Source organism: Parafrankia sp. Ea1.12 (assembly GCF_900465275.1).
GTDB classification, from domain to species: Bacteria; Actinomycetota; Actinomycetes; order Frankiales; family Frankiaceae; genus Parafrankia; species Parafrankia soli.
Genome location: NZ_UBIZ01000217.1, coordinates 1 through 24,882 on the forward strand (window position 1 = coordinate 1; position 24,882 = coordinate 24,882).

Annotated in this window: 24 protein-coding genes and 1 tRNA gene; 15 read left to right on the plus strand and 10 right to left on the minus strand. The window is 74.7% G+C overall.

Annotated features, from left to right (window positions below):
• From FMEAI12_RS08315 to FMEAI12_RS08340, 5 genes are all read right to left on the minus strand, one after another.
• Positions 1-861: cobyrinate a,c-diamide synthase (locus FMEAI12_RS08315; protein ID WP_112105570.1), on the minus strand; the 861-nt coding region annotated here is incomplete at its 3' end.
• The gene (gene cobO, locus FMEAI12_RS08320) at positions 855-1,463 is read right to left on the minus strand and encodes a cob(I)yrinic acid a,c-diamide adenosyltransferase (RefSeq protein ID WP_112105571.1); all 609 of its coding nucleotides are present in this window, start codon (positions 1,461-1,463) and stop codon (positions 855-857) included. The genes FMEAI12_RS08315 and cobO, both read right to left, overlap by 7 nt.
• A 3,816-nt stretch (positions 1,464-5,279) precedes the next feature.
• Entirely contained in the window at positions 5,280-5,765 is a 486-nt protein-coding gene (locus FMEAI12_RS08330; protein WP_071065826.1) for an ion channel, read from the minus strand.
• 120 nt (positions 5,766-5,885) lie between these two features.
• Positions 5,886-6,185: a DUF4193 family protein gene (locus FMEAI12_RS08335; RefSeq protein WP_020463075.1), complete on the minus strand. Its 300-nt coding sequence runs from the start codon at positions 6,183-6,185 to the stop codon at positions 5,886-5,888.
• Between the two features lie 485 nt (positions 6,186-6,670).
• Entirely contained in the window at positions 6,671-7,048 is a 378-nt protein-coding gene (locus FMEAI12_RS08340) for a co-chaperone GroES (RefSeq protein ID WP_020463076.1), read from the minus strand.
• Between the two features lie 447 nt (positions 7,049-7,495).
• On the opposite strand from FMEAI12_RS08340, the gene FMEAI12_RS08345 reads away from it, so the two are divergent.
• The 3 genes from FMEAI12_RS08345 (at position 7,496) to FMEAI12_RS08360 (ending at position 11,342) form a co-directional block, all read left to right on the plus strand.
• The gene (locus FMEAI12_RS08345; RefSeq protein ID WP_071065827.1) at positions 7,496-8,170 is read left to right on the plus strand and encodes a hypothetical protein; all 675 of its coding nucleotides are present in this window, start codon (positions 7,496-7,498) and stop codon (positions 8,168-8,170) included.
• A 236-nt stretch (positions 8,171-8,406) separates the two neighbouring features.
• Complete coding sequence (locus FMEAI12_RS36545) at positions 8,407-10,698, plus strand: hypothetical protein (protein ID WP_160144248.1); 2,292 nt, start codon at positions 8,407-8,409, stop codon at positions 10,696-10,698.
• Positions 10,699-10,910: 212 nt separating this feature from the next.
• A complete protein-coding gene (locus FMEAI12_RS08360) occupies positions 10,911-11,342 on the plus strand; it encodes an ATP-binding protein (RefSeq protein ID WP_112105573.1) in 432 nt (143 codons plus the stop codon).
• Between the two features lie 25 nt (positions 11,343-11,367).
• Here FMEAI12_RS08360 and FMEAI12_RS08365 read toward each other — a convergent pair whose 3' ends face one another.
• Complete coding sequence (locus tag FMEAI12_RS08365) at positions 11,368-12,177, minus strand: hypothetical protein (protein ID WP_112105574.1); 810 nt, start codon at positions 12,175-12,177, stop codon at positions 11,368-11,370.
• 382 nt (positions 12,178-12,559) lie between these two features.
• Here FMEAI12_RS08365 and FMEAI12_RS08370 point away from each other — a divergent pair, with 382 nt between their 5' ends.
• The 3 genes from FMEAI12_RS08370 to FMEAI12_RS08380 all read left to right on the plus strand — a co-directional run bounded on the left by FMEAI12_RS08370 (position 12,560) and on the right by FMEAI12_RS08380 (position 15,774).
• Positions 12,560-13,630: a TerB family tellurite resistance protein gene (locus FMEAI12_RS08370; protein ID WP_235013820.1), complete on the plus strand. Its 1,071-nt coding sequence runs from the start codon at positions 12,560-12,562 to the stop codon at positions 13,628-13,630.
• Positions 13,627-14,154, plus strand: a complete 528-nt coding sequence (locus tag FMEAI12_RS08375) for an NUDIX domain-containing protein (protein WP_304598620.1) — start codon at positions 13,627-13,629, stop codon at positions 14,152-14,154. Before FMEAI12_RS08370 ends, FMEAI12_RS08375 begins: the two co-directional genes overlap by 4 nt.
• Positions 14,155-14,736: 582 nt before the next feature.
• A complete protein-coding gene (locus FMEAI12_RS08380; RefSeq protein WP_112105576.1) occupies positions 14,737-15,774 on the plus strand; it encodes a YbhN family protein in 1,038 nt (345 codons plus the stop codon).
• A gap of 231 nt (positions 15,775-16,005) precedes the next feature.
• Here the strand turns inward: FMEAI12_RS08380 and FMEAI12_RS08385 are convergent, their stop codons facing one another.
• Both FMEAI12_RS08385 and FMEAI12_RS08390 read right to left on the minus strand, forming a co-directional pair.
• Positions 16,006-16,722, minus strand: a complete 717-nt coding sequence (locus tag FMEAI12_RS08385) for a histidine phosphatase family protein (RefSeq protein ID WP_112105587.1) — start codon at positions 16,720-16,722, stop codon at positions 16,006-16,008.
• 80 nt (positions 16,723-16,802) lie between these two features.
• Entirely contained in the window at positions 16,803-17,210 is a 408-nt protein-coding gene (locus tag FMEAI12_RS08390; RefSeq protein ID WP_112105577.1) for a DUF3618 domain-containing protein, read from the minus strand.
• 371 nt (positions 17,211-17,581) lie between these two features.
• On the opposite strand from FMEAI12_RS08390, the gene FMEAI12_RS08395 reads away from it, so the two are divergent.
• From FMEAI12_RS08395 to bcp, 5 genes are all read left to right on the plus strand, one after another.
• Complete coding sequence (locus FMEAI12_RS08395) at positions 17,582-18,445, plus strand: hypothetical protein (protein WP_112105578.1); 864 nt, start codon at positions 17,582-17,584, stop codon at positions 18,443-18,445.
• Positions 18,446-18,790: 345 nt separating this feature from the next.
• The gene (locus tag FMEAI12_RS08400) at positions 18,791-19,657 is read left to right on the plus strand and encodes an SCO family protein (RefSeq protein ID WP_235013822.1); all 867 of its coding nucleotides are present in this window, start codon (positions 18,791-18,793) and stop codon (positions 19,655-19,657) included.
• Positions 19,654-20,277: a MauE/DoxX family redox-associated membrane protein gene (locus FMEAI12_RS08405; protein ID WP_112105580.1), complete on the plus strand. Its 624-nt coding sequence runs from the start codon at positions 19,654-19,656 to the stop codon at positions 20,275-20,277. The genes FMEAI12_RS08400 and FMEAI12_RS08405 overlap by 4 nt, the downstream gene beginning before the upstream one ends.
• A gap of 48 nt (positions 20,278-20,325) precedes the next feature.
• Positions 20,326-21,042 (plus strand): thioredoxin domain-containing protein, encoded by a 717-nt coding sequence (locus tag FMEAI12_RS08410; protein ID WP_112105581.1) that lies wholly within the window; start codon positions 20,326-20,328, stop codon positions 21,040-21,042.
• Positions 21,043-21,204: 162 nt separating this feature from the next.
• Complete coding sequence (gene bcp, locus FMEAI12_RS08415) at positions 21,205-21,699, plus strand: thioredoxin-dependent thiol peroxidase (RefSeq protein ID WP_112105582.1); 495 nt, start codon at positions 21,205-21,207, stop codon at positions 21,697-21,699.
• Positions 21,700-21,762: 63 nt separating this feature from the next.
• On the opposite strand, the gene FMEAI12_RS08420 is transcribed toward bcp, so the two are convergent.
• A complete protein-coding gene (locus FMEAI12_RS08420) occupies positions 21,763-22,140 on the minus strand; it encodes a hypothetical protein (RefSeq protein WP_112105588.1) in 378 nt (125 codons plus the stop codon).
• 448 nt (positions 22,141-22,588) lie between these two features.
• Here FMEAI12_RS08420 and FMEAI12_RS08425 point away from each other — a divergent pair.
• Both FMEAI12_RS08425 and FMEAI12_RS08430 read left to right on the plus strand, forming a co-directional pair.
• Positions 22,589-22,669, plus strand: a tRNA-Leu gene (locus tag FMEAI12_RS08425).
• Positions 22,670-22,754: 85 nt separating this feature from the next.
• Entirely contained in the window at positions 22,755-22,958 is a 204-nt protein-coding gene (locus FMEAI12_RS08430) for a hypothetical protein (RefSeq protein ID WP_112105583.1), read from the plus strand.
• On the opposite strand, the gene FMEAI12_RS08435 is transcribed toward FMEAI12_RS08430, so the two are convergent.
• A complete protein-coding gene (locus FMEAI12_RS08435; RefSeq protein ID WP_112105584.1) occupies positions 22,955-23,617 on the minus strand; it encodes a TetR/AcrR family transcriptional regulator in 663 nt (220 codons plus the stop codon). The genes FMEAI12_RS08430 and FMEAI12_RS08435 overlap by 4 nt on opposite strands.
• A 56-nt stretch (positions 23,618-23,673) precedes the next feature.
• Between FMEAI12_RS08435 and FMEAI12_RS08440 the strand changes: the two genes are divergently transcribed.
• Together FMEAI12_RS08440 and FMEAI12_RS08445 are read left to right on the plus strand one after the other, a co-directional pair.
• Positions 23,674-24,057, plus strand: coding sequence for a VOC family protein (locus tag FMEAI12_RS08440; RefSeq protein ID WP_112105585.1), 384 nt, complete (start codon positions 23,674-23,676; stop codon positions 24,055-24,057).
• 58 nt (positions 24,058-24,115) lie between these two features.
• A partial coding sequence (locus FMEAI12_RS08445) for an alpha/beta fold hydrolase (protein WP_146776656.1) occupies positions 24,116-24,882 on the plus strand: 767 nt, incomplete at its 3' end.

Consider the following 24,882-nt stretch of genomic DNA (forward strand, 5'->3'; position numbering starts at 1 on the left):
GATCCGCACCGGCCGCCCCCCGGGTACCACACCCCCCGCGCCCGCGTTGATGGTGTGCTGCCCGACCCGACCCGCAGCACCGGCGGCGGTGGCGGCCTGCGCGATCTGCCGGGCGGGATCCCACGGGTCGACCGGCAGGGGTGGCGCCGAGGAGGCGAGGCGGATCAGCGCGTCCAGGTCGACCGCCGACCCGACCAGCGCACCGAGACGCCGCACCGCCTGCGCGGCCGCCGCGCTGCGTTCCGCCGCCGGCACCAGCCCCAGATGCCGCGACGGGGTGTGCACCGCGCCGTCGCGGGGCACCGCGCCCAGCACCGCCACCCCGATCCCGGCCAGCGCACCGGTGAGGATCTGCCGGTGCCGGTCCGACCCGACCCGGTTGAGGATCACCCCGGCGAGGCGTACCCGCCGGTCGAACGCGGCGAACCCGCAGACCAGCGCGGCCACCGACCGCCCGGCCCCGGCGGCGTCGACGACCAGCACCACCGGCGCGTCGAGGAGCCGGGCGACATGCGCGGTCGACCCGTGATCAGCCTCCTGCCCGGCAGCAGGGGCGGCGACCCCGTCGAACAGGCCCATCACCCCTTCGACGACCGCCAGCTGCGCGCCGGCCGCCCCGTGGGCGAACAGCGGGCCGATCAGATCCGGCCCGCACAGCACCGCGTCCAGGTTGCGGCCGGGCCGGCCGGTCGCCAGCGCGTGATAACCCGGGTCGATGTAGTCCGGGCCCACCTTGTGACCCGACACCCGCAGGCCGCGGGCGGTCAGCGCGGCCATCAGCCCGGTCGCCACCGTCGTCTTCCCCGCGCCGGACGTCGGGGCGGCGAGCACCAGCCGGGGGATCAGCCCGGCGCTCACCATTCGATGCCCCGCTGCCCCTTCTGCCCGGCGTCCATCGGATGCTTCACCTTCGTCATGTCGGTGACCAGATCCGCGGCGTCGACCAGCGCGGCCGGCGCCTCCCGGCCGGTGATCACCACATGCTGCCCGTCGGGTCGGGCGGCGAGCACCGCGAGGACCTCGTCCAGGTCGATCCACCCCCAGCGCAGCGGATAGGTCAGCTCGTCGAGGACGTAGAGCCGGTAGGTGCCGGCGGTCAGATCGCGGGCGATCTGCGCCCACCCCTCGGCGGCCGCGCCCGCCGGGTCGGCGGCCGGGTCGAGGCGGGCCTGCACCCAGCTCCACCCCTGGCCCATCTTGTGCCAGGTCACCGTCCCACCCTCACCGCTGGCCGAGAGCACCCGCAGCGCCTTCTCCTCCCCGATGCGCCACTTCGCCGACTTCACGAACTGGAACACCCCGACCGGCCAGCCCTGCGCCCAGCCCCGCAACGCCAACCCGAACGCCGCCGTCGACTTTCCCTTCCCCTGCCCGGTGTGCACGATCAGCAGCGGACGGTCCCGGCGCTGCCGCGTCGTCAGCCCGTCGTCGGGGACCTGCGCGGGCTGCCCCTGCGGCGCCATCAGGCGACCCGCCCGGGGACGCCGCCGGCCTGCGGGAGGGCGTCGAGGTCGACCAGGTCGGCGCCGAGCACGGCGGCGAGCCGCCCGGCCAGCCCGAGGCGCACCGGGCCGGTCTCACAGTCCACGACCACACTCGCCAACCCACCCCGGCGCACCCGGCCGGCCGCCCCGGCCCGGCGGCCGGCACCGTGGTCCGGGACCGCTGCGACATCGGCGAAGCCGGTTGCGGCACGACGACATCGGGCCCGACCACCAGGTCCGTCGGCTCCCCCGTGCGGGCCGCCGGCCCAGCACCTGACGCGGCGGGCGCCCGGGCGCCCGCCCGAGGCGGCGCGCTCCCCTCCCCCGACGCGCCGGGCCCCGCGTGCGCCGCCGCTGACCTCGACGCCGCTGACCTCGACGCCGCTGACCTCGACGCCGCTGACCTCGACGCCGCAGGCCGAGGCGACGCGGACCCCTGCGCCGCGGACCGCGACGGCACGGGCACCGGCCGCGGCCCGGACCTCCCCGACCGGGTGAGGACGGCGACGAAGGCCGGATAGGCGTCGGTCAGCCCGGGATGGGCGAGCACCATTGCCAGCGCCTCCGTCCCCGCCTCGAAGAACGGCGCGACCATGCCCTCGTCCGCGGCGAGCGCCACCGCCCGGGCGAGCAGGCCACCGGCGCGGGCGTGGTCGTCACGCCGGGCGGCCGCGACCGCGCCGAGCACGCACGCCGCGACGAGTCCCGCGCCGCCGTCGTCGGCCCGCAGCAGCGGGGCGAGCGCCTCCTCCGCCGCGGGAACGTCGGCGCAGGCCAGGGCGCAGCGCGCCAGCGCGAGCTGGGTCTGCGGGTCCGGGGCCGCGCGGTCGGCGTCCCGCAGCAGCAGCCGGCGGGCCGCCTCCGGATTACCGGCGGCGACGAGCAGGTCCGCCTCGGCCGCCCGCCTGGCCGCCACGCACAGCGGCGGCATCGGGCCGGTCCTGGCGACGAGCAGCATCCGCCGGGCCGCGCGCACCTCGTCGGGTGATCCGTCGAGCAGGCGCAGCCGCGCGGCGCAGATCGCGGCGATCCCGCCGAGGAACGCGGGGTGGGCGGCAGTGATCGTCATCCGCGCCGCGCCCAGCCACCGGTCGGCCTCGACCGGCTCCGCACGCTGCAGGTGAACCAGCACGGCGGCCAGATACGCCTCGGGCAGTCCGGGGATGCCCCACCGCTCGCCGGGTCGTGCCCCGCCGGGGACGCTGGTCGCCGCATCGGGCAGGCCGGCCAGCGCACCAGAGCGACCGGCCAGTGCTCCGGACGGGTCGGCCGCCGTGCCGACCACCGCGTACAGGTGGCTCTCGGCCTGGCGCAGCCGGCCGCGCAGCGCGTACTGGAGGGCGAGTGCCCCCAGGCAGGACACCTCGACGCCGCCGAGCCCGGCCCGCCGGGCCACCTCGGCGCCCTCGCACAGCAGGCCGGCGGCGACGGCCAGCCGGCCGAGCCACAGCTCGCCCCGGCCCCGCGCGCACAACGCGAGCGCGCGGGCCCGCTCGTCCGGCACCCGACCGGGCCTCGACGGAGCCCGCTCGGCCCCAGCCCGGTCGATCACAGCCCGGTCGGCCGCGGCGTCCGGATCGCCCCCGGATGCCCGTGCCGGCCCGGCGGCGGCGCCCGCACGCGGTGCCGTCCCGGCGGGCGCGCCACCCGGCGGCCCGGAACGCTGCAGCCGCCGGGCCGCGGCGATCATCGCCGCCGGTTCCCCGGCAAGCTCGGCACGGTACGCCTCCACGATGTCGATCCGGTCGACGAGCGTCCGGCGGCGGGCGGCCGCCGGGCCCGACCCCGCCGCAGGCAGCTGCGCCCGCGCGGAGGACAGGCTGGCCGAACCGGCCTCCAGCCGGCCGGAGCGCAGCTGTGCGACGGCCAGGACGAGATCGCACTCGGCCGACAGCCCCGCCGCCGCGGCGGGCAGCCCGGCGACCAGCGCATCGAGCTCGGGTGAGCGTCCGAACAGGACGTCCACCAGCGCCGGGCCGTCGACGAGCAGACAGGCGAGATACCACCAGTCACCAGCGCGCGACGCGTGACGGGCGGCGTCGGGTGTGCGGTCGTTCGCGGCGAACCAGAGGGCGGCGCGGAGGTTGAGCTCGCGGGGGTCCTCCTCCGGATCACGCACGAGCACACCGCGCAGCATCGACGCGAACATCCGATGGAACCGGTACCACTCCTGCGTGGTCTCAGCCGTGGCCTCCTGGGTGAGGCGATACTCCGGGCGGCCGTCCGGCAACGTGGCGACGGCCGCCGGGAGCGGACCGCCCACCCCGTCGTCCGGGTGGTCGCCGGCACCCGGGTGAGCTGTCGCAGCCGGCCCGTCCAACAGCCGGACGAGGAAGCCGCCCGGGCGCGCGAGCTCACCGAGCAGGTGCGCGGATGTCTGGGCGGACGCGGGCGCCACCGCGGAGACCGCGTGGGCGAGCGGGGCGCTGATCCGCTCCAGCACGCTCGTCCGGAGCAGGAACCGTCGGACGGGCTCCGGGTACTCCTCCAGCACCTCCGCGTGCAGGAACTCGGCGATCGCCGCCCGCGCAGCGCGGGACGGGTCGAGCTCGGCCGGCAGAGCGCCGCTCCCCGCGCGGGACGGGTCGAGCTCGGCCGGCGGGACGCCGCTGCCCGCGCGCTCGGCGTCGCGGCCCGGGACCACGTCGGCCGGGACGGGGACCGGCGGGGCCGGCGCCCACTGCTCGTCCCGGCCGGCGGGCGCGCCGGGGGCCGGCCTCCGGGCTCCGCTCGACACCGCGCACGCCGCGGCCAGCCGCAGGCCGACCGCCCAGCCCTCCGTCGCGCGCCGCAGCTGGGCCGCCGCGCCGGGCGGGACGCGCAGGCCGTGGGCGGCGAGCAGTTCGACGGTCTCCGCCGTGGTGAAGGCCAGCTCCGCCGGGCCGATCTCGGTGACCCTGCCCTCGGCGCGCAGCCGGTGCACGCGCAGAATCGGCGCCCGCCCCGACAGGACGATGCGCAGGTGGCCCTCGCCCTCGCTCGCGAGCAGCTCCAGCCCGGCGAGATCATCGGGATCCCGGACGAGGTGCGCGTCGTCGAGGACCAGCACCGCCGGGGCCGGCAGCTCGGCGAGCTGGTTGACCAGCTCCCGCCGGAAGCGCTCAGGGCAGATCCAGGCGTCCGCGGCGACCAGGTGCGCGAGACGGTCCCCGGGAGGCAGGCCGGCGTCCCGGGTGAGCCCGCGCAGGATCTGCGACCACAGGGACACGGGCGGACCGGGCCACCGCGTCGTGCTCCGCGCCAACGGCAACAACGACAGCGCGGACGAAGGCGACCCCGGCTGCGACCCCGACGGCGACCGCGGCCCGCTGGCCACCGGATCGCCACCTGGGTGCTCGGCGCGCGCGGTACGCCGTCCGAGCATCGGGTCGACGCGCAGCCAGACCACCGGGTGCGCGGGCCGACCCGATCGCGCCCAGTCGGCGAGCGCCATCGTCTTGCCAGCGCCGGCCGGTGCGCACACCACGGTCAGCGGCCGGTCGACCGCCTCGTCGAGCAGCGCCAGCAGCCGCGGCCGGGTCACATGCGGGACGACCGGACGCGGGGGGACCAGCCTCGTACCCACCACCGGCAGGTCGCCGGCCGGCGGCGGCTGGATGCGCGGCCGCGCGGCGGCCCCGTCTCCCCCACCGGCCCGGGGCATGGCAGACCCGGGCGTTCCGAAACGATCGTCCGGTTCGTCCGCGCCGGCCACGCACTCACCCCCACTTCCCAAACTCAGGGTAGTGGTACAGCTACTTCGAGCCACCGGCAACCGGGCGCGAGAGCGGTGTCGGAAAGAAGTACGCGCCGCCCTCAGGACGCGCGCGCCGCCCGGCGAGCCGAACTCGACGCGCGCAGCGCCGAGGCCGCGGTCGCCACGAAAAGGACGTCGAACCCCATCTGGACGGTGACGACGACCCGGGCGGCCTGACCCGTGGCGTGGATGTCCCCGAAGCCGACCGTGGTCAGCACGGTGACGGCGAAATAGAGCGCGTCGGTCTTGGTCCGGATGCCGGAGATCTGGGCGGACGCACCGACCGCCAGCGCGTAGTAGGCGGCGGCGAACAGGACGACGGTGACGCAGATCCCGGCGAACAGCCACTGCGCGCGGACCCACGCGGCAGAGACGTGCCGGGCGAAGACCACCTGCCTGGCGAGCAGGCATCCGGTCAGGATCAGGCCGAGGGCGAACAGCCCCACCCGCAGCGGGAACCACCGCCCGCCGCCGTGGCCGTAGACGGGCAGGGCGTAGTAGGCCGTCAGGCACCCGGCCAGGATCGCGGCCGCGACCGCACCCATCCGGCGTGCGGACGGCTCCGGGGGCGGGCCTGGCAAGGGCCTCGCTCCCGGAACCGCCCGTCCGGCGTCATGCGATGGACGTCCATCGCTCATGCCTGCCTGCCCGGGGCCGCGCGCGTGTCAGGCCGCGCAGTCCGCGCACACCGCCCGGCGTGGGTCGGCGAGCTGGCTGCGGTGCTGCACCAGGAAGCAGCTCGTGCAGGTGAACTCGTCCGCCTGCCGGGGCAGCACCCGCAGCGCGAGCTCCTCGTCCCTGACCTCGGCGTCGGGCAGGTCCAGCTCCGCCTCGAGCGCATCCATATCGTCGCCGAGGTCGGCCGCCGCTCCGGCGCGCTGCGCCTTCAGTGTCTCCAGGCTCTGCTCCTGGAGCTCGTCCTCCTCGACATCCGTGCTTCGCCGAGCGTCGAAGTCACGAGCCATGCGTCTCCTTACCTTTCCTCGTCCTCACAGACCGCGGCCTGTCGACACCGGCGCCGACCCTGACCACCGGATCGACCATGTGCGGTACCCGAACGACATCGGCTGATCACAATACGCAGTGGCTCTGGCCAGAGAAGTGGGCGACAAGCAGATGTCCGCGTTCCCCGCACCTGGAGCCGGTACCCACGGCCACCAGTTCGGAACGCGGATCTCCAGAGCCGAGCGAAGGATACGGGCCGAGGAGTGTCCGCACCAAGCAGGGGCAGCCCGGCGCGGTGTCACTCCCGCCACATTCGGACGCTCCGGACCACCAGGATGGCCCCGCGATGACCGGCACCGTCGGCACGATCGGTCTGTCATGGGGCGAACCGGGCCGCGACGGCGACCGGCCACACACCGCCCGTCGGTGGTGGGTCGGCCGACGCGAGAACGCCGGCGCGGCTCGGAGGTACCCCGGCGCGCTCGGACGGATCAGCGGCAGCGGTTCAGAGGTAGAGGCCGGTCAGCCCGTCGTCGAGCCGCTCGGCGGCCACGGCGTGCACGTCACGCTCGCGCATCAGGATGTAGGTGGTCGAGTGCAGCTCGACCTCGGCGCGGTCCTCAGGGTCGTAGAGCACCCGGTCGGCCACCTGGATCGTGCGCACCGCCGTGCCGACGGCCACCACGTCGGCCCACGCCAGCCGCTTACCCATCTGCGCGGTGGCCGGGATCACGATGCCCGCCTTCGAGCGCCGGTCCGCGGAATCCTCCCGCGGCCGCACCAACACCCGATCATGAAGAAGCCGGATGGGCAGCGAACCACCGGACACGTCGATGCCGGCCGCGCCCCCGACACCGTTGACATCGCCGGAAACTACGCTCACACGCTCGGACCCTACTCGTCCACGGCGGCGGGACCGGCCCGATGCTTCCGATTTCCCGGTAGAGCAGGCCGTGCGGTGCCGCCGGGGCCGTCCCGCCGGGAAATCAAACTGCCCGCCAGCCGGCGGCGACACAGCGGATCCCAGCCCTCACGCTCGTCGCCGGGCGAGCGAGCGGATCATCCGCCGCGATCTCGCTCGCGCCCAGGTACACCGCCCCGACACACAGATGAATCCCACGCCTTACCCCCACCCGCGAACACAGGCATATCAACCAGCCCGGATGGGGAATGCCACCTCAACGCGGTATAAGCTGCCGCCCATCGCAGCCCGGCCCTACACGGCCGGCCGCGCAGAGGCGCCGGGGGGGAGCCCGGCCTCCAGGAGAAGCGTCCGCGTCGGAAGCCAGGTAACCGTCGACACGCACGAGCCGAGGGATGGGGCAAACCAATGGCGCTGAGAATCAGTGTGGACCTTGAGGGGCTGCGCTGGGCGGACCTCTTCCGGTTCGTCGATCTCGCTCGAAACGGCGGCATCGGGCCAGAGGACCAGGTCGACGTCATCACGTACGGCAGTGACCCGATGTCGGTCAGCCTCTCGGCGCGGATCTACCCGGCCTCCGACGGATTCCTGTCGACCGAGCAGCCGGAGATCGGTTCGGGCGAGGGCATGCGCGGATCGACGCCGCTGTCGATCGGTTCCGGAAGCACCGGGACGGGAGCGGGCTTCGGTTACGACGGCACGCCCGAGCGCGCCGCTTCGTCCAATGGCAGCCACTATCCGGCGTTCGACAACGGATCGGAGCGCCCGCCGTCCGCGGCCGGCAACCTGCCGTCGTACGGGCCCGGCGGTTATGACGGCCAGCAGGAACGGGGCACCCCGCCGCCTCCGCCGCCGCCGAGCGGCAGCCACTACCCGGCCTTCGACGGCCAGAACGAGCGGATGCCCGGCCAGAACGGCCAGTTCGCCGGCTTCGAGCCGGTCTTCGACCGCTCACAGGGCGGTAAGGACACCGGCGGCGCCGCAGGCGTGGAAAGTCCCTATATCGAGGAGTTCGCACGGCTCCAGGAGGGGCTGATGCGGCAGGTCCGCCGCGACGGCGAGGTCCGGCCCGACCGCACCTGACGCCAGCCGGCCCGGCGCTGGCCCATCTGGGCCGGACCGATCCGACCGAGCGCGGGCGCTGTGTGACGGGAGCTCCGACGGAGCGCACCGCTATCGCCACTCTGTCGCGGCAGGTGCACACAGCACTCGCTATCCGTGGAAACGGCGGACGCACATAGTGAGGACAAGGTCACCAGTTACCCGCAGTGGTGGTGCCCCCCGCACGTTTCCGCCCGCAATGGTGCATGCTGCCTTCGATGGAGGATCCGCGCGTAGTCGACGTCGAGCGGTACCACGGTCAGTTGCGCTCGGAACTCGAGATGATCGCGAACGGACCGGTACTGGCCGGCCCACGGATCGTCGAGCACATCAATTCCCTGATCACACTGATTGACCTGCACCAACCGAACGAGTTCGACCTCTGCCTCAGCTGTGACCGGCTCTGGCCCTGCGCGACCGTCGTCGCCATCACCGGTGAGCTAGCGGCCACCGAGGACGAGGTGACGCCCCGGCCGCTGCCCGAAGCCCCGGCCACGCGGTCCGGCGACGGCCGCCAGGCGGACGGGCGCCCGGCCGACCCCCGCCACGCGGCGGCGGGAGGCCCCGCCGACCAGCGCCGGCCGGACGTTCACGCGGTCGCGCCACCACCGTTCGACACGGGCTCCTACTCGACGACGACGCAGACCAGCACCGGCCAGTCGACGATGCCGCACGAACTGCCACGGGGCACGGACCCGGTCCGGCAGCGCGGCGCCCCCGGCCCGGCGGACGAGCCGATGGCCGCGCCCCGGCCGACCGGGCCGCACCGTGCGCCGCCGCCACCCTCCATGCCACCACCCTCCATGCCACCGCCGTCGCATCCGCCGGGCATGCGCCCGCCGGCCGCCGTTCCGCCGGCCGCGGCCGCGGCCACCGGCGGGATGCCCACCGGCGGCTCGCGAACGGGTGGGACGCCCCTGGGCGGCGCGGGCAACGGCGCGTCCGCCCGCACCCCCGTATTCGGCGACCCGTTGGCCGGGATCCGCCGTCCGGGCGCCGGCATGCCGCCGCGGGTCGGCGGGGGCCCGCCCGGCGAGCAGGCCCCACCCGGCCGGCCGGGGCCGCCCCCCGCCGACACCGGTCGCCGCTCCGCACCGCCCGGCCTCCAACCGCCCGGACTTCAACCACCCGGCCTCCAGCCGCCGGGGCTCCAACCACCCGGCTTCCAGCCACCTGGACTTCAACCACCTGGGCTCCAAGCAGCCGGGCCGCCGCCGGGCACCGCCGGGCAGCCGGGACGTCCGATGTCGGCCCCCGGCTTCGAGCGAGCCCGCGAACAGCAGCTTCCCGGTGGCCCGGGCAGCCCTCCCGCGCCCGGGTTCAACCGCCCGGGCGGGCCGCCCGTGCACCGCCCCGCCGCCGGCCCGGCCGGCGGCCCGCCGACCGGGCCGATGGAGCGCCCCGGCTACAACGGCCAGCCCGGCTACAACGGGCAACCGGCGTACAACGGGCAGCCTGGCCACAGCAACGGGCAGCCTGGCTACGCCGGGCAGCCCGGCCAGGGCCGGCAGCCAGGCCATCCCGGTTATCAGGGCCAGGTGGAGCAGTCCGGCCCGATCGCGCGGCCCGGCCTGTTCGGCCAGCCCGCGGCAACGGGCCCGGGCCGGTCCACGGGCCCGGTCTCCACCGGGCTCGGTGACCGCATGCCCGGACGAGCCCAGCACCCGGGCGATCCGTCCCGCCCCCTGCCCCACCCCGCGCAGTCCCAACCGGCGCAGCACCAGCCCGCGGCCGGCGTGTCCCGGTCCGAGCCGTCCCGGGCTCCGGCCCGTCCTGACGGTGTCGAGGCCCCGGCGGCCCAGGCCGACGGTTTCTCGGTGCCGACGTCCCGGCAGGCGCCGCCGATCTCCGGCCCGGTGGAGATGCTGCCCGCCAGCATCGCCGCCGCCCGGGCCGCGGAGCTGGCGCGCGGGCAGGCGGCCGCCGCGGCCGGACCACCGCCGCCGCGGCATCCCGACATCGTCCGCGGCCCCGAACGTGGAACCCGGCCGCCCGTCGGACGGCTCACCTCCGACCCGGCGCGCACGCGCGGCCGGCACGCGGGCCCGGACCAGCCGCGCCCTCAGGGCTCCCCGTGGAGCAGCCAGGCCGCCGAGCAGCGCCGTCCCATCTCCGTCGACGACTCCTGGGCCGGTGTCGGACGCGGCCCGCGTGGCCAGAACGGTGACGGCGGCCAGGGCGGTCAAGGCGGCCAGCCCGGGCACGGTGGCCCGAACGGCCAGAACGGGCACGGCGGTCAGAACGGGTATGGCGGTCAGAACGGGTATGGCGGCGGCCAGAACGGCCAGCATCAGCCGAACGGCCAGCGGGGGTCCGGCGGCCCGGGACGTCCCGACGTCGGCGCGGTCGGCGCGGACCGTTCCCGCGGCCCGGCCGGCCCGGGCCCGGCGGACCGTGGCCCCGGCCGTGACCAGGCCTCGGACCCGTCGCTGAGCCCTGAGGTGGAGGCCGTCACAAGGGCCTGGCTCGCGCGCAAGGATTCGGTGCTCGACGGCATCGACGTCATCTGACCGCCGACCGCCATCAGGGCGGTCATCGGGGGTTGCGGCGAGTCGCGACCACCCCGCACCGGACCCGGGCCAGGCTGTGTCTCGCGCCTCCGGTCTGGCAGGACCACGCCAATCAGGTTTGAGGTCCACGCGGAGGTGGGAGGAACGCGACGCCGGCCCGGCCGTGGCAACGCGGGCAGACCGGAAACGGACAACCGCCCGGAAGGTGATGCGTGGCCGAAGCTCTGACCGCTGGCTTCGACCTGCCCGCCGCTCCCCGGGCGGCCGGGCAAGCCCGCGGGCTGGTCGCCGATCTGCTCGTGTCGTGGGGCTGTGGCAACGCCGCCGAAGTCGCGAGACTGCTGGTCAGCGAGGTCGTCACGAACGCCGTTCGCTACGTGGGAGCCCGTGAGGTGCTGCGCGTGTCGATCGAGTGCCGCGGCGAGCAGGTCCGGGTCGCCGTGAGCGATGGGAGCCCGTTGCGCCCGGTACTCAAGGCCGCCCAGGACGACGACGAGTCCGGCCGCGGGATGCAGCTCGTCGCCGCGCTCGCCAGCCGGTGGGGTGTCGTCGACGATCCGCCCTCGACCGGCCCGGGCAAGCAGGTCTGGTTCGAGCTGCCGGCCGTCCGGGAGGCGGCGACGATCGGCTGCGTCCTGAGATGAGGGCGGCGGGCTCGCCCGCGGCCGCTCAGCGCCGCCGCTGGCTCCCCCGGCCGGAGTCCCCGCGACCCTCGTGATCCGTCTCGTCGTCCGGACGGCCGGCGATCAGGTCGAAGAGCCTGTCCCGGCGCGGCCGCCAGCGGGCGGCGAACCGGGCCGCGCGCCGGGCGGCCCGCTCGGCCTTGCGGGACCCTTCGGGGTAACGCCGGTGCGCCCAGGCCGAGCCGGGCCGGGCCAGGCGGACCGCCCCGACCACCGCGACCAGCGGAATGAGCAGGCCGACGACGCCGAAGCCGACGCGGCCCTTGAGGAAGCTGCAGCTCACCGCCACGATGTTGATGCCGAGCACGATGATGAGGTCCCACAGCGCGAGGTGGTCTCCGGTGTCGAGGCCGTCCACGCCCAGTGGTGTCGCGCCGACGATCAGCAGTGCCGTGAACGCCGCGCCCAGGATGACCGCGTCCACCGACATCCGGCCCTGTTCGGACCAGTAGACGTCCTTCAGCCGCAGTACCAGCGCGAACTCGTCGAGGATGAGCGCCGCGCCCACGCCGAACAGAATCGCCAGCAGATCCCACCAGGGCGACCGCCCCCCCGCGGGCGAGAACGCGCCCACCCCGGCGAGCAGCACGAAGGCGATGCCGAAGATGGCGTGGTGGACGTGCACCCCGCCGACCGCGACGTTGCCCGGCCACCAGCGCACGCCCGCACGGATCATGCGCACACTCAGCCGGATGAACAGGAACGTGAGGATGAACGCGACGAGGAGCGCCAGCAACGGCTGCTTCCCAGGCTCGACGATCACCCGTTCGTAGCCGCGCGACAAAGCCGCCCACATTACGTCCCTCCTTCCGCGCCCACGGACCACACACCGGCCCGCCCACATCAACCCGGCAGCGCGCCGCCCCGGCCGCCGCGCGCCAGAGCAGCCGTGCCAGCCCAGCCCAGCGCCGCACAGCGCACCGCGACACGGCCCCACCGGCAAGCAGGCGGGCCGTCACGGCGCGTCACGGTCGGTGCCGGTCCAGTGTGCGGCCGCTCCCCCACGGCCCGGCGACGCCCGCCTTCGGCCACGCCCGGCGGCCGTCCGGCGACCCGGATCCGCGACACCGTGCCACCATTCGGCCATAGTGCGGCGAAATCTTCGGGGGGAGGTGGATGATGGCGGCGTATCAGCAGCCAGGTGACGACGGGGCGTCACGATTGGGGGCGGCATGCCGATGTCGACACAGGTCTCTCTGGAAATAGCGCTACTCATCGAGGTCGACGGCGGTCTACTGGTCCGCGCCGACGACACCGCGGGCCCGCGGTTCCCGGGCGGCTCCGCCCGGCTGGGCGAGTCGTCCCTGGACGCCGCCGAGCGGCTCCTGCGGGCCGCCCTGTCCGCGGCGGGGCGGCCCGTCTTCGCGGGCTGCGTCGAGCACAGCGAGGCGTGGCGACCCGCCCCGGCACCCAGCCCGCGCAGCTCACCCACGGGCGCGACCCCGGACAGGACCCGTGCGGACGGGACACCCGGCGACACGACGCCCGCGGACAGGACACCCGGCGACACGCCCGCGGACAGGACACCCGCGGAGACGGCGGCCACGACGGACGGGACGACGTCCGCGCACACCCTGACCGTGCTCTACGCCGTAACCCTCGAGCCGGCGGGACTCGCCGGCGGGCACGCGCTTCCCCCGGGGCTGACGTTGGTCCGCCCCTACGAGAGCGATTCCGGGCCCGCGCTCACGATCCAGCCGCCCGCGGTCGGCCACGCGGCGATGTCGTGGTGGGCTGATCGGTGGCCGTCCTGGCGCGGGCTCGCGGTCGCGGACGCCGAGCCCTGGTGGACCGGCCTGCGCCAGTCGGTGCGGACCCTGCGGGCCCAGCTCACCGCCCGCCGCGAGGACGTGCGGGGCGAGGTGTTCCGGGACGCCGCGGTGGCGATGTGCGCACTGGTCGCGGCCGCCGACGGGCATGTCGACCCCGCCGAGCGTGACGCGATGGCCGCGTCCATCCAGGCCGAGGACGTGCTGGCGGACTACCCGCGGGCCGACCTGGAGCTGCTGTTCGACCTGCACGTCGCCCGGCTGCGCTCGGATCTCGCCGCCGGCCGCCGCGCGGCGATGCGCGAGATCGGCAAGGTCCGCGGTGACCCGGTTCGTTCGTGGGCGGTGCTGCGCATCGGGGCGGTGATCGGCCGGGCCGACGGGTACTTCGATCCGGCCGAGCGGCGGGTCGTCCAGGACGCCGCCGACACGCTGGGGCTTCGCTCGGGCGCGCTCGCCGTCCAGGCGGTCGGGCGATGAGCCCCGCCGACGCCGCCCGGCGGCCGCACGCGCCGGCGCCCGGGGCGCGGGCGGTGCCCGCGGGGCCGCGGCCGGGCCGGTCGCTGCACGCCCGGGTCTTCCTGACCTTCGGCGATCTCGTGGTCGTCGCCAACCATCGCGGCCAGCCCTGGTTCTTCCTGCTCGGCGGGCACGTCCCACCGGGCGAGGGGGTGGAGGAGGTGCTGCACCGCGTACTGCGCCGGACGGCCGGCTTCGAGGTGCGCTCCCTCGACTTCGTCGGCGGCGTCGAGCATCTCGACCCCGCCGGCGGGACGTCCCAGCGCATCGATGTGGTCTTCGCGGGGGCCGTGCCGCGCTATGCGGAGTTCGGCAGCCGGATCGACGACATCGACATCGTCACCCTCCGGCCGTCCCGGCTACGGTCCGTCGAGTTCCGCCCGGCGCGCGCCGGGCGGGCGATCACCGACTGGCTGACCGACCGCCAGCCCCGCTGGTACACCGACGGGGGGTCGGCACACCCCCCGAACGGGTCTACCCACTGAGCCCTCGGGGCGGCCGGGGCCTCCCCCGGCCGCCGCCCGCAGCGGCGGCACCCCACGGGCCCGTTACGGCCATCCAACTGTCACCTCCCGGGCCCTTCACAGGGAGCATACGGCCACGTCACAGTGTGTCCGGTAGGCATCGGACAGCGTTGCGGGGGGATGACTACGCCATGCTGTGGCCCGTGCGCTCCGCTGTCTCGTCCGTCCTGCTTCCCCGGTCGGCGACCTTGCTCGGCCAGCCGCACAATGAAGCACATTCAGGTGTCGTTCAGGCGTGCGCCGTAGCGTGAGCGGCGAGGCTTCCGGACACTGGGGGTAGACATCGAGATCCCGGTCGCGCTGAACGTCCCGGTCGCGCTGAACGCCGACAACGCCGCGGCTGCACCGCTTGTTCCCGGGCCGACACTGCCCCGTCACCGACGGGTCGGCGAGCGCAGGGCTCCCGCCCATGGCGAGCGTCCGACGTCCGGCCGCGGCGGGCCCCGACCCGCCAGGTCCACCGTCAAGGAGGCGCTGCTCCCGCCGGAGCGGACCGCCCCCGCCGACGCGCGCGCCGGGCGCACCGGCGGCACGCCGGCCGACGTGCCCGCGGTGCTCGGCGGGGTGGACGCCACCGGCGCCGCCGCCGTCGCCGTGGAGCTCACCCGGGCCCCCCGCGGGTTCGGCCTGCGCCGGACGCGCCTGCGTGTCCTGGCCGCCGTCGTGGTCGTCGGCGCCGTCGGCGCACTCGTCGGCACCCGGTTCCGTTCGGACGTTCTCGGCACCCTCTCCGACGTCCCCGCGCCGCGCTGGCACTGGCTCGTGGTCTGCCTGCTCGCCTCGGTGCTCTTCTACGTGGCGCACGGCGTGAGCGTGCGGGCGGCGAGCGGGCTGCGGATGAGCCTGGGCACGGCCACCGCCTCCCAGCTCGCCGCGGCCGCGGCGAACCGAGTCGTCCCGGCGGGCCTGGGCGCCATCGCCGTGCACCTGCGCTTCCTGGAACGCCGCGGGATGACCCGTCCCGCCGCGGTGGCCGCCGTGGCGTCGATCAAGGGCGCCGCGTTCCTCGTCCACCTGGCCGGGATCGCGCTCGTCGCCGGCACCCTGCGCGGCTCCGGCGTCGGCGAAGCGGTGACGGCGCCCGTCCGGATGACGGTGAACGGGATCGGAGCCGGCCCCGTCGCGGCCGGGCTCACCGTGGTCGGTGTGGGGATCGGCACCGCCGCCGCGCACCCGCGGGTGCGCACGAGGCTGCGGCCCGCGCTGCGGGGCTTCCGCGCGCACCTGGCGGTGCTCGCCCGCTCGCCCGGCCGGACGGTCGTGCTCGTGACCAGCACCGCAGCCACGAAAGCCGCACAGGTCATGGGCCTCGCCTGCGCGGTGTGGTCGTTCGAGAGCGGGCTGAGCATCGCCTCGATCACCGCCGTGTACCTGGTCGGCTCGGTTGTCGCGGGCGCGGCGCCGACAGCCGGCAGCGTCGGGGCCATCGAACCGGCGCTCGTCATCGGGCTCACCGCGTCGGGTGGCACGGCGGCGACCATGTTCGCTGCCGTCCTGGTCTTCCGCCTGATCAGCTACTGGCTGCCGATCCTGCCCGGGGTGACCGCGCTCGCGATGATGCGCCGCCGCGGCGACCTCTGAGACCCCCGCCGCTGGAACCCCCGCCGCTGAGACGATCGCACCTGAGACCACCGCCTCGAGGACCATCACTCCTCGACGGCCGCTGCCCGGTCTTCTGACCGGCAGCGGAGCGGGCCCGAGACCACCTGGTCCCGGGCCCGCTCCCTCTCAACCAAGCCTCGTCTTCCACCGACCGCACGCCGCGGACGACCCGGATCGGCGGGCTCGCACGTGGACGATCGGCGGTTACGGTCAGTAGCGAGTCGGTGGGGCGGGACGGGCGTTGAGCTGCCGCAGCACCCGGTTCTCGTGCTCGAACCCGAGCTCCGAGACTCCCGCCGGCTCGATCACGAAGTGGGCCCCGGCCGTCGGGGGCAGGCCCAGCCACCGCGCCACCAGCACCCGGAGCATGTGGCCGTGCCCGAGCAACGCCACGTCCCCGTGCGCGAGCAGCGGCACCACCCGGCCGAGGACGAGGTCTGCGCGCCGTCCCACCTCGTCGGCGGTCTCCCCGCCCGGCACGTCGCCGGTGAAGACCGTCCAGCCGGGATGATCCTCACGGATCCGCGCGGTGGTGACTCCCTCGTAGTCCCCGTAGTCCCACTCGGCGAGCTCCGGCCAGACGACGCAGTCCTCAGCTCCCGGCGCGGCGGCCTGCGCCCCGGCGGTGTCCGACAGCGCGGCCGGCGTCCCAGCGGCCTGTGTCCTGATGGTTCCCGGCTTGATGGTTCCCGGCTCGCCGGCTGGCGGGCACAGGCCCGCGATCTCGGCGGTGTGCGCCGCCCGGCGCCGCGGGCTCGTCGCGACCAGGACGAACCGCCGGCCCACCAGCGCCGCCCGCAGCGCGGCGGCCTGGCGCTCACCCTCGGCGGTGAGGGGAACGTCGGTGTGCCCGGTGTGCCGACCGGTGCGGCTCCACTCGGTCTCGCCGTGCCGGATCAGCGTGACCCGACCGGCGGGAACCACCACCGGACCTGCCGGTTCCGAGGTCACCTGCTCGCGACCCACCGGCCCCTGGCCCACCGGCTCCGAGGTCACCGCTTCCGAGGTCACCGCCTCCGGCGCCGGCGGCGGCGCGCCCCCACGAGCAGCACGACCACCGCCGTCACCAGCGCGACCCTGTCCCATCGAACCGTCCGCACCACCTGGGTCGGGCCGCCCTCGCCCGCCGCGCCGTCCGCACCCGGTGCCGAGCCGACCGTGCCCGGCAGGCCGCCGCCGAGTGTGCCGGCCCCGATCGCGCGGTGCCCGGCGGACGCCGCACCGAGCGCGGACGGCGCGGCGCTACCCGGGGCGAACCGCCCGCGCAGCTCAGCCACCTTGGCCCGGACCTGCTCGTTCGCTCGTTCGGCCACCCGCTTCGGACTGACGATCTCCGCGATCGCGTCGACGGTCTCGGCCAGCTCTGCGCGGGTCTGTTCGATCTGACGCTGGATGACGGCCGGATCCTGCGGCACCGATGTCGCCCTCTCGGTTCTCTTACTGGGTGGACGGGGTCGGGCTGACGACCCGACTCGATCGTGCCAGACCAGCCCCTCCCCAGCGCGACGAAACGGCGGACCATGTCCGCGGACCTGCGGGTTCCAGGTGACCGGCGCCGCTCCGGTGGCACTTGCGAACCTGGTCAGCACCCCGGTCGGGGCGCCCCTACCGCTCGGTGTGAGTTGTCCCCGCCGACCCCTTATCGGTCGACCCCCCTCGTGGGCGGACGTCCAGCTGCCCGGGGCGGACACCGACAAGCACGCGCCACGCCCGACGACCACCAGAGCGGCTCCGGAAGCGCGTCGGCCCGATCCGGACGGGCCGGGAGCGGCACTACGCTGAAGACGTGCACGTCGGCCGGTGCGGGGCGCGGTTCACCGGCCTGGCCCACCGCCTCGCGTCCGCGGTGCTCCCAGGTCTGGCCTTCGCCGTGCCCACGGTCGCGCTCGCCCTGCTGGCCCACCTGCCGACCGCGCACACCGAAGCACCCGCGCCCGCCGGCGTGGCGCTGTCCGTCGCCGCCATCGTCGCGCTGTGCGCCGGTAGTGATCTCGCCCGCTCAGCCCACTCGGCCGGGTCACGCGGCGGCCGGCCCGGTGCCACGGCCACGGCCATAGCCACAGCCGGACGGCGCCAGGTCGGTGGTCCCCGCTCGTTCCCCGCACTGCTCGGCGTCCAGGCCGGGGTGCATGTCCTGCTGCTCGCCGGGGCCGGGCGGCCCGGGCCACCCGGCGGCACCTCACTCAAAGGCCTGCTCTGCGCGCCCGGCAGCGGCCCCGGTGGGGCGCTCGCCTCCCCCGGGCAGCTCGCGGCGGCGCTCGCCGGCCGACCGCTCGGCGCCCCGCCGACCACCGACAGCGGCGGCTTGGCCGCGGCCGCGGCGCGGCTGTCCCAGTACGGCGTCCACAGCCACGGGCTGTACGGCCAGGGCCTCCAGGGGCACGGCCTGCAGGGGCACGGCATCGCGGTGCTGCTCGCCCACGCCCTGGCGGCTGCCGCGGCCTCCTGGTGGACCAGCCGCGGCTGCCAGGTGCTGCGCGCCGCCTGCCTGACGCTCGGGTCGTGCCTGTCCGCGCTGCGGGCTCCCGTCGCACTGGTCCCGGTGCCGCGCCGGATCGTCCGCGCACCGCGCCTACACGCGCTCCACGCACTCGACCGCCCGTGGGCGGCGACGCCGTCCCGAGGCCCGCCGGCCATCGCGAGCTGCTGAAACGGCGTAGCGACGCGACCGGCGCCAGGCGCCGCGATCCGTCCGCGCGCCCCTTCCCCACCCACCGGGCCCAACCCGACGCCCGGCCGCTGACGCCTGGCCGCTGGCCGTCAGACCGCTGACGCCCGATCTCTGGCGTCAGATTTCTGAGGTCAGGCCGAATGTCCGTGGTCTGACCGTCGCCGGCAGGCGTTGCCCAGGCGTGGCCCAGGCGTGGCCCCGTCGCGGGCTCAGCTCTGGGCGGTGCGCGCTGCCCGGCACGCGGTGCCCCGCGCGCTGACCACGCCAGCCCGGCGACGCGGTGTGTGTCGGTATCGCCCAGATCTCCGCAGGAATCAGGTGTCCGTGACCAGGAATCCATCCACCATCAGCTACCTTTCCACTACCCGTCGCAGGCGGACGTCGTCCGCGCTGCTGATCGGGATCACCGTCGCGGTCAGCGCGACACTCGGCGCCTGCTCCAACGGCGGCGACGGAACCGGGGTGACGATCGTCGACGCCGGTGGAACCGACGGGGGACTACACGGCGTTGTCCCAACCGAACGCTTCGCGAAGCCGGCGCTCAACCTGACCGATACCGACGGGCGCCCCTTCGATCTTCGCGCCCGAACGCAAGGGAAGATCACTCTGCTTTTCTTCGGCTACACGATGTGCCCGGACGTCTGCCCGACCACCATGGCCGACATCGCCGCGGCCCTGGACGAGGTCGACCGGTCGGTGCGGGACCAGGTCTCGGTGGTGTTCGTCAGCACCGACCCGGACCGTGACACCGCTCCCGTCCTCGACCGCTGGCTCAGCCAGTTCGACTCGACCTTCATCGGCGTACGCGGGTCGTTCAAGGACGTGCAGGCCCAGGCCGAGGCGATCGGCGTCCCGCTGGAGGCACCGAAGGTCCAGGCGGACGGATCCGTCCTGGTCACCCATGGCAGCCAGGTCATCGCCTTCGGCCGGGACGCCCGCGCCCGCGTGCTCTACCTGGCCGGCACCCCGGTGGCCGACTACATCGCGGACCTTCCCGTCCTCACGGCCGAGACCCTCGGAACCGACCCGCGCGACGGGACCGCGACCGCGACGCCCAGGGCGACCAGCGCACCCAGGATCACCGCGACGCCGAGGGTGACCGCGACACCAGGGTCGTCCGGGACAGCCGGGACGACGAACACCGTCCAGACCACCGGCGACAGCCGGCCGGCCCTGGTCGCCGCCGGATGACCGGGACCACGGCGGCGTCCGTTGCTTCCGGAGACGCAGGGGACGCCGGGACGCCGGGCACGCGTCGGTTCGCCCGCGTGGCCAGCACCGTCCTGCGGGTCGGCCTCGGCATCCTCTGGCTCGCCGCGGGCGCGCTGAAGATCAACGACCCGGACGGCATGGTGCGGTCCGTCCGCGCGTTCCGGATCCTGCCCGAAGCGCTGGTGGACCCGGTCGCCTACGCCGTGCCGTTCGTGGAGATCGCGCTCGGCGTGCTGCTGATCGTCGGCCTCACCGTCCGGCTGGCCGCCGCCATCTCGGCGGTGCTGTTCGCCGTCTACATCGCGGCGATCGCGTCGGCGGCCGCCCGCGGCCTGCGCATCGACTGCGGCTGCTTCTCCGCGGGCGGCGATCTGACGTCCGAGGCACCCACGCACTACACCCAGGAGATCGTTCGCGACAGCGCGCTGCTGCTGGCCAGCCTGCTGCTGGCGCGGTGGCCCGCGGGCTACCTGTCGGTCGACCGGCTCCTGAACGGACCAGCACGACAGCCCCTCGACGACGAGGACGACCTTCTCGGGAGTACCCATGGCATCGCGGACGAGGAAGACATCGCGGACGTCGGCGCCGCCCGGCCGTAGCTCCGGCGGCAGCACGCCCGGCGCCCCTCAAAAGGATCGGGGCCACGCGTGACGGCCGCGGAGCGGCGGGAGAAGGTCGCGGCGGCCCGGGCGGCGGCGGCCGCCCGGGAACGACGGCGCAGGCAGCTCATCATCGGCTCGGTCGTCGCCGCCGTGCTCGTCCTGATCGGGGTGATCGGCTTCGCCGTGCAGAACTCGCGGGAGGAGTCCAAGCCGGTCGTTCTCCCGGCGAGCGCGACGGGGCCCGACAACGCGATCGTCGTCGGGAAAGCTGACGCGCCCGTCACCCTCGACTTCTACGAGGACTTCCAGTGCCCCGCCTGCGGGTCCCTGGAGAGAACCACCGGCTCGACGATCAGCGACCTCATCGACTCGGGCGACATTAAGATCAACTATCACGTCATGTCGTTCCTCGGCGACGAGTCGAAGCGGGCGGCGAACGCCAGTGCCGCCGCGGCCAACGAGGGCAAGTTCAAGGAGTTCCACGACGCCCTGTTCGTCGACCAGCCGGAGGAGCACACCGGCGGCTACCAGACCGACACCCTCATCCAGAAGGGCGCCTCGGTCGGCCTGACCTCGGACGCCTTCGTCAGCGCGGTGCGGGACGGCAAGTACGACGGCTACGTCGCGAAGGTCGACGAGGACGCCTCCCGCAGCGGCGTCACCTCGACCCCGACCGTGCTCGTCGACGGCAAGCAGCTCTCCGCCGACCAGCTGACCCCCGACGGCCTGCGCGCCGCCGTCTCCGCGGCGGCCAAGGACTGACCGGGACGTCCGAACTCCTCGGCCGGCCAGCCAATCGGTTGGCCGGCCGGTGGTCTGCCGGGTGGTCCGCCGGCCGGCCGGTCTGTGGCTGTGGGGCCGCTTCGCTCGCGATGCCACTGCCACGTTTGCCGGCCCGCCGGGGCCAGGACTAGCTTCTCCGTCATGACCGAGACCGAGACCGCCACCGCTGCCCGGCTCTCCCCCGGCGACCCCGCCCCGGACTTCACCCTGCCCGACGCCGACGGCAAGGACGTCTCGCTGGCGTCGTTCCGCGGGCGCAAGGTCGTCGTCTACTTCTACCCGGCCGCGTCCACGCCCGGGTGCACCAAGCAGGCCTGCGACTTCCGCGACAACCTCGCGCTGCTCAACGACGCGGGTATCGACGTCCTCGGGATCTCACCGGACAAGCCGGCCAAGCTGGTCAAGTTCCGGGACAACGAGGGCCTCACCTTCCCGCTGCTCTCCGACCCGGAGCGGACCGTGCTCTCGGCCTACGGAGCCTTCGGCGAGAAGACGATGTACGGCAAGAAGACCATGGGCGTCATCCGCTCGACGTTCGTCATCGACGCCGAGGGCAGGATCGAGAAGGCGCAGTACAACGTTCGCGCCACCGGCCACGTCGCGAAGCTGCTGAAGGAGATCGGCCTCGCCGGCTGAAGTCGGCCGGCTGAAGTCGGCCTCGCCGGCTCTCGCGGCTGACCGCCGGTTCTCCCCCGTCACTCAGCTCGCGACCCGCAGGTCCCATCGCAGCAGCACGTTGTCCGGGCGGGCGGGATCGACCAGGACGGGCACCCGGCGGCGTAGCTGGCTCGGAATACCGCCCCGGGCGTCACCCACCGGGCTCGCGCCCGCCTCGTCCGCGGGAACGACCGCCCGGCGCGTGACCGGGTAGGGCTCCTGGCCTGGGCGCTCCACCAGCAGGTGCACCTCGGCGACGGTGCGCCCGTCGACGCGCACCCCGGTGTCGCTGACGGTGTCGATGACCGCCATGGTGGCCCGGCCGTTGTCGATCAGCCGGCGGGCCCGGTCCCGTTCCTCCCGCACCGCGGCGGGAGACTGGTCCGGCCGGTCCGGCGAGGCGTCCGCGATGATCGTCATGAAGATCTTCCCCCAGAGGCATCCAGGCGCCCACCGGCGCAGGTACACCCTGCACCCGGACGGGGCTGCCTGTCGGTCGCGTCGGCGACACCCGCCCCCTGGGGGCACTGTTGGGTCGACGACACCTGCTTCAGCTCGTGCTCCGTGGCTTCGCTGTGCGCCGTCCTCATGAGCCAAGCGGTCATCGGCGCTGGTCACAGTCCTGTCCAGCCCACGCCATCCCAAACCCGACGAAGCCCCCAGATGCGGCACGGCAAAAGTCGACCCCGATGAGTGTGATCAACGACACCGCCGCGGACCCCCGCGGGAGTCAGCCGGAACCGATCGTCTCCCCACCCGCACCACCCCCATAGCAGCCGAGCCGCGGGCAGGATCTGGGCAGGATTCGGACGGCGCGCGCCCATCCCGGCCCCGAAGGCCGTCCCGCGGCTCGCTAATCTGGAGGGACGCGGGAGTGGCGGAATGGTAGACGCAGCAGACTTAGGATCTGCCGCCCTAGGGCGTGGGGGTTCAAATCCCCCCTCCCGCACTGCCTGACCAGGAGCGTTCCCGCAGGTCATCAGACGCTCGCCCACCGCTCCCCTTCCCGATCGTCCGGGCCGATTGGTCACGGATTGGTCACAGAGCCGCGGAAGCTGCGGTCGGGGCCGACGGGCGCGGACGCCGCGGACCGGTGGCCGGGCCGGGCCGGGCCGGCCGGAGACTTCCCCGTCCTCTGTGTCGCCGGAATCGCCGGTGTGCGGCCGATGCTGGTGCGGCTGCGCGCCCCCGAGTCCCTCGACCTCGACCGCGGCGGCACCCGCCCCCTCCGCCACTAGGCCGTTGCGCCGAGCAGTGCCTGGGCGAGCAGCGTGGCCGTGGTGCTCCGCCAGAGTTCCGGCGACCAGCCGAGGGTGCCCGTGGCGACGATGTAGTTCTCGGCGCTGGTGATCAGGAAGGCGAGATCGGCGGCGTCCTCGACGGTGAGCCCCGGGCGGAGCGCCGCGCGGTCGGCGAGCAGGCCGGCGAGAGCGCGGAACGCGGCGCGGCGTTGGCCCTCGTTCACGTCCCACTGCGCCGCGAGGTCGGGATCGGTGCCGACGGTGCCGCGGACGACGGCGAGCAGCGGCGCCACCCGCCCCATGATCTCGCGGCCGCCGTTCATCCAGAGTTCGATCACCCGGACCGGGTCGGGCTCGGCGCTCAGCTCCTCGAGCCACGGCCGGTCGAGTAGCGCGACCGGCTCGTCGTCACCGACCGCGGCCACGTCGAGCGCTTCCTTGAGCAGCGTCGCCTTGTTCCCGAAGTGGAAGTAGACGGTCTGCACGGCGACGCCCGCGCGCGCCGCGACCTGGTCGAGCGTCGTCGCGCCGTAGCCCTGGTCGAGGAACAGCTCCGCCGCCGCGGCGACGATCCGCCGCCTGGTCAGCCTGGTCTTCTCGGCCCGACTCGGCTTGTCCTTGACCCGACTCGGCCCGTCCTTGACGGAATCACTCACTCGCTAGAGACTACTACAATGAGTCGCTAGAGTGAACTCTAGTCAAAGGAGGGGCCATGCCCGATCTCGCACCGATCCACCACGTGAAGATCCCGGTCAGCGACGTCCGCGCCAGCAGCGAGTGGTACCTGCGCGTGCTCGGACTGGAGGTGGCGATCGAGTTCACCGAGGACGGCGAGCTCCGTGGCGTCGCCCTCAAGACCCCGGACGGCACCACCCAAATCGCACTCCGGCACGACCCCGAGCGCGCCGCCGCCCTCTCCGGCTTCGACCTCGTCGCGCTCGGCGTCCCAACCCGGGACGGCATCCACGCCTGGGCCGACCACCTGGCCGCCCTCGACCAGAAGCACTGCGGCCTCGTCACCGGCCACCACGGCGGCACCGTCCTCGTCGGCCTCCACGACCCCGACGGCATCGAAATCCGCCTCTACGCCGACTGACCCGAGCCACAGACCGAGAACAGCCCAAGAACAACAGACCCAGAACAGGAGAATCTCCATGCGACACACCGACTCCAGCGGCGACGGCGAGCCGCTCGTCCTGATCCACGCAGCAGTCTTCGCCGACTGGTTCGTCCCGTTCGAGCGCGAGCCGGCCGTCGCCGGCCTGCGCCGGATCCGCGTCACCCGCACCGGGTACTCGGACCCCGCACCCGCCGAGCCGCTGTCGGTGGCCGACCACGCCGCCGAGTGCGCGGACCTGTTGCGCCACCTCGGGATCGAGCGGGCCCGGGTGCTCGCGCACTCCTCCGGCACCGTGGTCGCGCTGCAGCTGGCCCTCGACCACCCGGAGCTGGTCGGCGAACTCGTCCTGGTCGAGCCGCCGCTGATCGACCCGCTCCTGCCGCCGCAGGACCGGGCGGCGGTCGCCGCCGCGATCGGCCCTGCTCTGGGCGCGGCGATGGGCGCCGCCGCCCAGGGCGACCTGCGCACCGCCTTCGACACCTTCCTGGCGGCGGTGTGCGGACCGGAGTACCGGTCCGTGATCGAGTCCGCCCTCGGCCGAGCCGGCCTGGAACGCGCCGAACGCGACTGCGGCTACTGCTTCACCGGCGAGATCCCCGCGCTCACCACGTGGCACTTCGACGAGGAGCTGGCGCGCCGGATCGAGCAGCCGGTCCATCTCGTCGCCGGCGGCGAGAGCCCACCTTTCACCCACCGCCTCGTCGACCACCTCGCCACGATGCTCCCCGACACCCGCACCACCGTCGTCCCCGGCGAGAACCACCTGCTCCCCCTCCGCGCTCCCACCGCCCTCGCCACCCT

Excerpts from the sequence above, each read along its gene's own strand:
- FMEAI12_RS08365 (WP_112105574.1), bottom strand. The coding sequence starts at position 12,177 with ATGTGGGCGGCTTTGTCGCGCGGCTACGAACGGGTGATCGTCGAGCCT.
- FMEAI12_RS08345 (WP_071065827.1), top strand. The coding sequence starts at position 7,496 with ATGGCGCTGAGAATCAGTGTGGACCTTGAGGGGCTGCGCTGGGCGGAC.
- FMEAI12_RS08335 (WP_020463075.1), bottom strand. The coding sequence starts at position 6,185 with ATGGCTCGTGACTTCGACGCTCGGCGAAGCACGGATGTCGAGGAGGAC.
- FMEAI12_RS08405 (WP_112105580.1), top strand. The coding sequence starts at position 19,654 with ATGACCGGGACCACGGCGGCGTCCGTTGCTTCCGGAGACGCAGGGGAC.
- FMEAI12_RS08370 (WP_235013820.1), top strand. The coding sequence starts at position 12,560 with ATGTCGACACAGGTCTCTCTGGAAATAGCGCTACTCATCGAGGTCGAC.
- FMEAI12_RS08440 (WP_112105585.1), top strand. The coding sequence starts at position 23,674 with ATGCCCGATCTCGCACCGATCCACCACGTGAAGATCCCGGTCAGCGAC.
- FMEAI12_RS08330 (WP_071065826.1), bottom strand. The coding sequence starts at position 5,765 with ATGGGTGCGGTCGCGGCCGCGATCCTGGCCGGGTGCCTGACGGCCTAC.
- FMEAI12_RS08375 (WP_304598620.1), top strand. The coding sequence starts at position 13,627 with ATGAGCCCCGCCGACGCCGCCCGGCGGCCGCACGCGCCGGCGCCCGGG.
- cobO (WP_112105571.1), bottom strand. The coding sequence starts at position 1,463 with ATGGCGCCGCAGGGGCAGCCCGCGCAGGTCCCCGACGACGGGCTGACG.
- bcp (WP_112105582.1), top strand. The coding sequence starts at position 21,205 with ATGACCGAGACCGAGACCGCCACCGCTGCCCGGCTCTCCCCCGGCGAC.
- FMEAI12_RS08420 (WP_112105588.1), bottom strand. The coding sequence starts at position 22,140 with ATGACGATCATCGCGGACGCCTCGCCGGACCGGCCGGACCAGTCTCCC.
- FMEAI12_RS36545 (WP_160144248.1), top strand. The coding sequence starts at position 8,407 with ATGGAGGATCCGCGCGTAGTCGACGTCGAGCGGTACCACGGTCAGTTG.